A 6066-nucleotide genomic window follows, 5' to 3' on the forward strand; every position below is an offset into this window, starting at 1 on the left:
GAGAAAGATCCCATGGATCCCCTCACCACCGTCGTAGAGCTGGAAGCGCTGCGCAACCTCAAGGCCCGCTACTGCCGCCTGCTCGACACCCGCGACTTCGCGGGCTGGCGGGCACTGCTGCGCGACGACCTGAAGGTCCGGGTGGCGATCACCGCGCCCGGGCCGGAGGCACCGCCCGCACTCACCTACGACAGCGCCGACGAGTTCGTCGCCGGGGTGACCGCGAGCCTGAACGGCGCGGCCACCATGCACCACTGCCACACCGCGGAACTCGAACTCACCTCCGCCACCACCGCCACCGGGGTCTGGGCGATGGAGGACCGGCTGCTCTATCCCGGTGGGCAGAAGGTCAGCGGTGCCGGGCACTACCACGAGAGCTACGTCAAAGCGGACGGGCGGTGGACGATCGCGACGCTCGAGCTGACTCGGACCCTGCTCGAACTGCCCCGATGAGCGCCGCGCCGGTGCTGGTCATGGGCGCCAGCGGGTTTCTCGGGTCGCACGTCACCAGGCAGCTCGTCGCGCGCGGGGATCGGGTCCGGGTGCTGCTGCGCGAGACGAGCCCCACTCGCGGGATCGATGATCTCGACGTCGAGCGGCACTACGGGGACATCTTCGACGAGGACGCGGTGCGCGCCGCCATGGACGGCTGCGAGGTCGTCTACTACTGCGTCGTCGACACCCGCGCCTGGCTGCGCGACCCGGCCCCGCTGTTCCGCACCAATGTCGAGGGGCTGCGCGGGGTACTGGGGATCGCGGCCGAGGCGCGGCTGCGACGCTTCGTGTTCACCAGCACCATCGGCACAATCGCGCTCGGTGACGGGCGCGTGCCCGCCACCGAGGACACGCCGTTCGACTGGGACGGGGGCGATTACATCCGGTCGCGGCGGGCGGCCGAGGAGCTCGTGCTCGGGTCCGGGCTGCCCGCGGTGGCGCTGTGCGTCGCCAATACCTACGGCACCGGTGACTGGCAGCCGACGCCGCACGGCTCGCTGGTCGCGCTCGCGGCGCTCGGCCGGATGCCGGTGTACTTCCGCGGGGTCGGCTCCGAAGTGGTCGATGTCGAGGACGCCGCGCGTGCCCTGCTGCTCGCCGCGGAGCACGGGCGGCCGGGCGAGCGCTACATCGTCTCCGAGCGCTTTCTCGCTCAGCGGGAGATCTACCGTCTCGCCGCCGCGGCCGGGGGCGTTTTGCCACCGCGCTTCGGTATCCCGCAGTTCGCGCTGGTGGCGGCCGGACGCACCGGTTCGCTCGCCGCGCGGCTGCTGCGCCGCGACATCGTCCTGAACGCGACCGCGGTGCACCTGCTCCGCCGCACCGCGCCGCTCGACCACGGCAAAGCCGAGCGGGAGCTGGGCTGGCGGCCGGGTTCCGCCGCGGCGGCCATCGAGCGCGCCGCCCGCTTCGTCGTCGGGCGCAGGCGCGACCGCGTACTCCATTCCTGACATTCGAAGGACAGTCACCATGCCCCTCGTCACCCCCCTTCCGACGGTGCCGCGATGAGCCTGTCGCTGCTGCTCGACATGGCCGTCTCCGGCGATCCGGAGCGCGTGGCGGTCAATGCCGACAATGCGTCGGTCACCGTTTCCGAACTGGACGCCATGGCCGATCGAGCGGCCGGATTCCTGCTCGAGTCGCAGGTGCGGCACGTCGCCTACGTCGGCACCGGCGGGCTCGCGCTCCCCCTGCTGCTCTTCGCGAGCGCCCGCGCCGGTCTGCCCTTCACCCCGCTGAACTACCGGCTCGGCGCGGCCGCGCTGCACGAACTCGTCGACCGGCTGCCCGCGCCGCTGGTGGTGGCCGATCGCGAGTACGCCGAGGTGATGCGCGGCGCCGGCCAGCAGGTGGTGGACACCGCGTTGTTACTGGCCACCGCCCGGGCGCACGCCGCCCCCTCCGAGCCGGTCTTCCCCGACCCGGACGACGTGGCGGTGGTGCTGTTCACCTCCGGAACGACCGCGCAGCCGAAGGCGGTCGAGCTGACCCACGCCAATCTCACCGAATACGTCACCGGCACGGTGGATTTCGCGTCCGCCGAGTCGGGGGACGCGGTGCTCGTCTGCGTCCCGCCCTACCACATCGCCGGGGTCGGGGCCGCGTTGTCGAACCTGTACGCGGGGCGCAGGATCGTCTACCTGCCCCGGTTCGACCCGCGCGACTGGGTCCGGCTGGTCCGGGAAGAACACGTCACCAACGCCACCGTCGTCCCGACCATGCTGGACCGGATAGTCACCGAACTCACCGCGCACCCCACCGAGCTGCCCGCCCTGCGCACCCTGGCCTACGGCGGCGCGAAAGCACCGCTCCCCCTGGTGCGCCGGACCATGGCGCTGCTGCCGTCCGTCGGACTGGTCAATGCCTACGGACTCACCGAGACCAGTTCGACCATCGCCGTCCTCACGCCCGAGGACCACCGGATCGCCGCGGCCTCGGATGATCCCGCCATCGTCCGGCGGCTCGGCTCGGTCGGGCGCGCGGTGCCGGGTGTGGAGCTGCAGATCCGCGACGAGTCCGGCGCGGCGCTCGGCCCCGGCACCACCGGCGAGCTGTTCGTGCGCGGCCCGCAGGTCTCGGGCAACTACACCGGCATCGGCTCGGTACTCGACGCCGAGGGCTGGTTCCCCACCCGCGACCTCGCCGAACTCGACGCTGAGGGCTACCTGTTCCTCGGCGGCCGCTCCGACGACACCATCATCCGCGGTGGCGAGAACATCGCCCCCGCCGAACTCGAGGATGTGCTGGTCGAACATCCAGCGGTGCGCGAAGTGGCCGTCGTCGGCGTGCCCGACCCCGAATGGGGCCAGATCATCCTCGCCGTCGTCGTCCCGGCGGACGGCGCCGTGGCCGACCCCGATGAGCTGCGCGCCCACGTCCGCGCCACCCTGCGCGGCTCCCGCACCCCCGACCGCGTCGTCTTCCGCGACGAGCTCCCGGTCACCCCGACCGGCAAGATCCTGCGCCGCGACCTGGTCGCGGAGTTCACCGCCATCGACAAGGAGACAGTGTGATCAGGAACGGAACCCGCCTGGCCAGCCAGGTGTGCGACACCCAGGTCATCGTGGTCAAGTCCACCCCCGCGCTCGCCGCCCTGACCTGCGGCGGCGCGCCGCTGGCCGCCCTCGGCGCCGAGCAGGCCGGTGCCGTCCTCGACCCGGACTTCGCCGAGGGCACGGTGCTGGGCAAGCGGTACGCCCACGAGAGCGGCGCCGAACTGCTCGTCACTCGGGCGGGTGCGGGCAGCCTCGCCGTCGACGGCATTCCGCTGGGGCTCAAGCAGGCAGCCCAGCTGCCCTCCAGCGACTGAGCTACCGCAGCACGGCCAACACCCCGGTGACCACCGCGTCGACCAGGGTCTGCACGTTCTCGGGCGGGCCACCGAGTACGAAGAGCCAGACGAAGAGCGGGCCGACCACCAGGGCGTGCAGTATGAGCGGGTCGGGGGTGTCGACGAGTTCGCGGCGCGCGACGGCCCGGTTCAGCACCTCCTCGAGCACGGCTCGCTGCCGGGCGAGGGAGACCTCCGAGAGGCGGGCGGCGAGCCCCGAGGAACAACGGGTGAATCCGGAACCCGAACCCTCGCCGTGACTCCTCTGAAGATGAGCGAGACAGTCGGGCTCGGTCTTTTCTCGCCCTCGACGGCGACATAGGAGAGCCGGACGGCACGGGAGCGCCCCGGTAGCGGATGCACCGACCGCTCAGCATTCGGATCGCTGCGGCGTTTCCGGCTCAGTCGTCCACCGCCCGGAGCTGCGCGACCTCACGGGCCACTTCACCGGTCATCACCCGCGGCACCCCGCCGTAGCGGCCGCGCAGATAACCCCGCTCCAGATTCTCGTCCCTGCGCGGATGGGCGTCGGTGAGCGGATACAACTCGGTCTCCCCCGTGGCCCTCTTGGCCGTCACCCGAACCTGTTCGCGGCCGAGCGGCCGACCGGCCGCCGCGGTGCCGAGCAGCGTCGCATCGTGGGTGGTGAACAGCAATTGGGCCCGATTCGGGTTGGCCTCGGGGTCCTGGAACATGCCGATCAGCTCGGCGGCCAGCAGCGGGTGCAGGCTGGCGTCGAGTTCATCGGCCAGCAGAACCGCGCCGCTCGCGAGCACGTCGAGCGCGGGCCCGAGAAAGGCGAACCAGGCGTGCGTCCCGAGCGATTCCTGGGACAAGAAATCGAGCGGGACCGGTGCGCCCTCCCGCGTCCGATGCAAGAGCCGAACCCGCTTCTCCCTCGGCAGGGAACTATCGATCGCCAAACCGACTATCCCCAGGTCGGCTGCGACCAGCAGAGCCTCGATCTGCTCGCGGTACCGCCCGTCGATCAGCCGATCACGGGTATGGGCACTGCGGCTCCGGACGTCGCGATCCGACGTGACCAGCCGCAGATCCTCGAGAAACCACCGATGCACCGCACCGAGCTGCTTGTGGTTGAAACTCGCCCCGACCGTGAGGAGCAGTGCGTTCGGTCTGGTGAGTTCGGTGAGCCGCTTACCTTCCCGCAGGTTCGAGTTCGGGAAGCGGAATTCATCACCGTCTTCGCGATCGGCCTGGCGATCGAACCAGACCTGTTTGTGGCCTTCGGGGTAGGCGTGCAGCCACTCGGCCTCGACCCGCTCGTCGGAGAGCTCGAAACCGTAGGTGTACCGCACTCCGCGCGGACCGAGCAGAACATCGACCTCGAAGAGCGTGGTCTCCTGGCGAGCCGCAGGATCGAGCGCGAAGGGCTCGCGCGGAATGCCATCGAGCCGCGCCCACTCGGCCACGGAGTCCACGACGGCGGACCGCATGGCGAGGACAGCCTGCAGCATATTGGACTTACCGGAGGCATTCGCCCCGAAGATGCCGACGACCGACAGGAGCGAGATCTCCTTGCCGCCGGCCACCACACCGGTCGGCCATGCCGTCTCCTCGTCCGGGTTGGTGGCGACGAAGGACAGTTCGTGCTCGTCGCGGATCGAGCGGAAGTTGGCTACCCGAAACTTCAACAGCATGGAGCACCTCTTCCCCCAGCCGGTTTTTGTGCCGTCTGGGAGGAAATGCTACGCAATCATGGCAAAAATAAGCCTACCCCGACCACACCTCGATCAGCTCGGCCGTGGTGGTGACCGTGGTGAGCAGGGCGAGGGAATTGGCGATGACGGCGGCGCCGTACTCGGCGGGCACCCCGGCGACCGCGTCACGCGGCAGCACGACGTCGTAGGCGCGATTCACCGCATCCATGACCAGGTTCGGAATCGCCACGTTCAGCGAGACACCGGTGACGACGAGGGTGTGGATGCCGAGGTTGCGCAGGGTGGCGTCGAGGTCGGTGCCGCCCATGGGGCCGAGGCCGTGGCGGCGGGTCGACACGAGATCCTCGGGCTCCGGCCCGAACTCGGGCAGCAGCGCTGCGCCGGGGCTGCCCGGGGTGACGGCAACGCCGCGCCGCCCGAGGGCGAAGAGCGCGGCATTGTGGTTGGACCCGCGGCCGTCGGCGCGGCGCTCGACCAGGCAGTGCACGACCGTGACCCCGGCGGCGCGGGCCGCGGGCAGCAGGGCGGCGATATTCGGCAGCGCCTCGGCGCGGGCGGCCGCCGCGAGCGCGGGCAGCCCGGCGGCTGGACCGACGACCGCGCCCTGTAGCTCCTGGGTGATCAGCGCGGTCCGGCCGGGGGCGACGAGCTCGGCGGGCAGTGGCCTGCTCACACCTGCGCCTCGGCGGGGACGTCGTAGAACTGGAGAGCCCACTTGCGCAGCGACATATAGGGTTTAGCGTCCGCCGGGGAGAGCGCCGGGTGCTCGACGTACTTCTGATAACGCCAGATGCTCAGGTCGTCCCACACCGTGATCAGGAACTGCCGCTCCACCTTCGCCTGCACCTCCGGCGGCGGCACGTCACCCTCGTCACCGGGCAACTTGGGCCACCAGATGGAGTAGAACAGATCCGAACTCTCGTCGTCCACGGGGGTCGAGGCGAAGATGAGCCGGTGGTTGGACGAGCCCTCGAAGGCGCTGATCGAGCCGCCGAGCCCGAACATCTGCGCGTGGATACGCAGCGCCATGGCATCCGGGTCTTCACTGCGGACGTCGGGCCA

At 70.5% G+C, this 6066-nt stretch carries 6 protein-coding genes and 2 pseudogenes; 4 read left to right on the forward strand and 4 right to left on the reverse strand.

Annotation, left to right across the window (positions count from 1 at the left end):
* The first annotated feature begins 12 nt into the window (after positions 1 to 12).
* The 4 genes from ACFUJ1_RS16985 to ACFUJ1_RS17000 are packed head-to-tail and all read left to right on the forward strand — an operon-like array spanning position 13 to position 3304.
* Positions 13 to 453: a nuclear transport factor 2 family protein gene (locus tag ACFUJ1_RS16985; RefSeq protein WP_378646546.1), complete on the forward strand. Its 441-nt coding sequence runs from the start codon at positions 13 to 15 to the stop codon at positions 451 to 453.
* The gene (locus tag ACFUJ1_RS16990) at positions 450 to 1445 is read left to right on the forward strand and encodes an NAD-dependent epimerase/dehydratase family protein (RefSeq protein ID WP_378646548.1); all 996 of its coding nucleotides are present in this window, start codon (positions 450 to 452) and stop codon (positions 1443 to 1445) included. Before ACFUJ1_RS16985 ends, ACFUJ1_RS16990 begins: the two co-directional genes overlap by 4 nt.
* Positions 1446 to 1499: 54 nt before the next feature.
* Positions 1500 to 3008, forward strand: coding sequence for a class I adenylate-forming enzyme family protein (locus tag ACFUJ1_RS16995; RefSeq protein ID WP_378646550.1), 1509 nt, complete (start codon positions 1500 to 1502; stop codon positions 3006 to 3008).
* Positions 3005 to 3304 (forward strand): hypothetical protein, encoded by a 300-nt coding sequence (locus tag ACFUJ1_RS17000; protein WP_378646552.1) that lies wholly within the window; start codon positions 3005 to 3007, stop codon positions 3302 to 3304. The genes ACFUJ1_RS16995 and ACFUJ1_RS17000 overlap by 4 nt, the downstream gene beginning before the upstream one ends.
* A 1-nt stretch (position 3305) precedes the next feature.
* Here the strand turns inward: ACFUJ1_RS17000 and ACFUJ1_RS17005 are convergent.
* The 4 genes and pseudogenes from ACFUJ1_RS17005 to ACFUJ1_RS17020 form a co-directional block, all read right to left on the reverse strand.
* Positions 3306 to 3533 (reverse strand): annotated as a pseudogene (locus ACFUJ1_RS17005) (TetR/AcrR family transcriptional regulator C-terminal ligand-binding domain-containing protein); the annotation flags it as partial.
* Between the two features lie 193 nt (positions 3534 to 3726).
* On the reverse strand, positions 3727 to 4875 hold the full coding sequence (locus tag ACFUJ1_RS17010) for an ATP/GTP-binding protein (protein WP_378646554.1): 1149 nt from the start codon (positions 4873 to 4875) through the stop codon (positions 3727 to 3729).
* 181 nt (positions 4876 to 5056) lie between these two features.
* Complete coding sequence (locus ACFUJ1_RS17015; protein ID WP_378646556.1) at positions 5057 to 5677, reverse strand: cysteine hydrolase; 621 nt, start codon at positions 5675 to 5677, stop codon at positions 5057 to 5059.
* Positions 5674 to 6066: pseudogene (locus tag ACFUJ1_RS17020) on the reverse strand (Rieske (2Fe-2S) protein); the annotation flags it as partial. The gene ACFUJ1_RS17015 and the pseudogene ACFUJ1_RS17020, both read right to left, overlap by 4 nt.

The sequence above is a fragment of the Nocardia sp. NPDC057227 genome (assembly GCF_042669725.1).
Classification (GTDB): domain Bacteria; phylum Actinomycetota; class Actinomycetes; order Mycobacteriales; family Mycobacteriaceae; genus Nocardia; species Nocardia asteroides_A.

Coding starts and splice junctions, on each gene's coding strand:
- ACFUJ1_RS16985 (WP_378646546.1), top strand. CDS start 13: ATGGATCCCCTCACCACCGTCGTAGAGCTGGAAGCGCTGCGCAACCTC.
- ACFUJ1_RS16990 (WP_378646548.1), top strand. CDS start 450: ATGAGCGCCGCGCCGGTGCTGGTCATGGGCGCCAGCGGGTTTCTCGGG.
- ACFUJ1_RS16995 (WP_378646550.1), top strand. CDS start 1,500: ATGAGCCTGTCGCTGCTGCTCGACATGGCCGTCTCCGGCGATCCGGAG.